Origin of the sequence: Dietzia sp. B19 (assembly GCF_014145155.1) — a bacterium.
In the GTDB taxonomy this organism is placed as follows: Bacteria; Actinomycetota; Actinomycetes; order Mycobacteriales; family Mycobacteriaceae; genus Dietzia; species Dietzia natronolimnaea.
Window position 1 is genome coordinate 1 of record NZ_JAALED010000292.1, and the last position, 1388, is coordinate 1388.

The 1388-nt window shown below is 67.6% G+C and carries 1 protein-coding gene; it reads left to right on the plus strand.

What is annotated here, in order from left to right; translation table 11 throughout:
• Positions 1-188 precede the first annotated feature (188 nt).
• Positions 189-1367: a phage major capsid protein gene (locus G6020_RS09105; RefSeq protein ID WP_182610394.1), complete on the plus strand. Its 1179-nt coding sequence runs from the start codon at positions 189-191 to the stop codon at positions 1365-1367.
• The last annotated feature ends 21 nt before the right edge of the window (positions 1368-1388 follow it).

A 1388-nucleotide genomic window follows, 5' to 3' on the forward strand; every position in this document is an offset into this window, starting at 1 on the left:
CCGGGGGCACGAGAACCACGACCCGCGCAGACAGCGGCCAGCGTCTGATGTGGTCCGCCAGCCTCCCCCCCATCCGGTCGAGGCGGCCAGCCATAAAGCGCCCGCCCAGCGAGAAGCGTTGATGCTCACTCAATCCACTCTGCTCCGGCTCACCTGTAGCCCGAGCATTCGTAGACAGGCACATCAGCATGAACGTAAAGCAAGAGCGAGACGCGCTCATCAAGTCCGCGCTGGAGACCATCGAGCGCGCCGAGAAGCGCGGTGGGTTCACGGACGTCGAGCGGGCGGACCTCAAGGCCAAGGAGAAGGAGATCACGGAGCTGAACGAGCACCTGGAGAAGGCCGCCGAGGACCAGGCCATCTTCAGCGGTCTGGGCGGGGGCTCGTTCGTGCCGGATCACTCCGGCAAGGGCGGCGCAGGCGGGGGCCTGCCGGTCGGGAACGGCGCACCGCTGGCGGTCGGGGGGCTCAGTCTCAAGAACTCGGTCGAGCGACTGGCCGACCGGCTGGTCGAGACCCGGGGCGGTGCCAAGGCGCTCGTGTCCGGACAGGCCACCGCCACGGTCGTCGCCCAGAACCCCGCGAACCTCCCGCAGGTGCCGAACTCGGTACTGCAGTTGATCCGCGTGACGGGGCTGACCAGCCCGGTCTATAGGTACCTGGTCCAGACGGCTCGCGATCTGCAGGCCGAGGCCGTGCCGGTCGGTGCGGTCAAGCCGACCTCGACCGTTGGGCTTGTCTCTCGCGAGGACCGCCTGCGCGTGGTCGCCACGATCTCAGATGGCATCGACAAGTTCGTGTTGCAGGACACCGCAGCGGTCCAGTCGCTGGTCCAGAGCGAACTCGTCTACGGCATCTACTCCGAAGTGGAGCGCCTGGTGCTCAACGGGTCGGGCGAGGGCGAGGAATTCCTGGGCATGCTCGGGCACTCGGGCATCCAAACTCAGGCCTTTGAGACCGACCTGCTGACGACCCTTCGCCGGTCGATCACGAAGATCGAGTCGCTCGGGTACACCCCCAACGCGATCGTGCTCTCGCCCGCCGACTGGGAGACCGCTGAAATGACGGTCACCTCCGGGTCGGGCGAGTACGTCCTCGGGGCTTCTCCGGTCGACCGCGCCGCTCGTCGTCTCTGGGGCGTCCAGGTCACCACCTCGACCGCCGTCGCGCCGGGTACCGGTGTGGTGGCCGACCTGTCGCAGGCCAGCCTGTTCACCGATTCGCGAGGCGTCACCGCCGAGTGGAACGGTCAGGCTAAGGAGTCGTTCGAGCGTAACGAGGTCATCCTGAGGACCGAAGGCCGGTTCGGATTCGGACTGGGTCAGCCCCAGGCCGTGGTGAAGGTCGACACCGCCGCCACCCCCTGACCCCCAACCAGCAGCGCCCCA

Excerpts from the sequence above, each read along its gene's own strand:
- G6020_RS09105 (WP_182610394.1), top strand. The coding sequence starts at position 189 with ATGAACGTAAAGCAAGAGCGAGACGCGCTCATCAAGTCCGCGCTGGAG.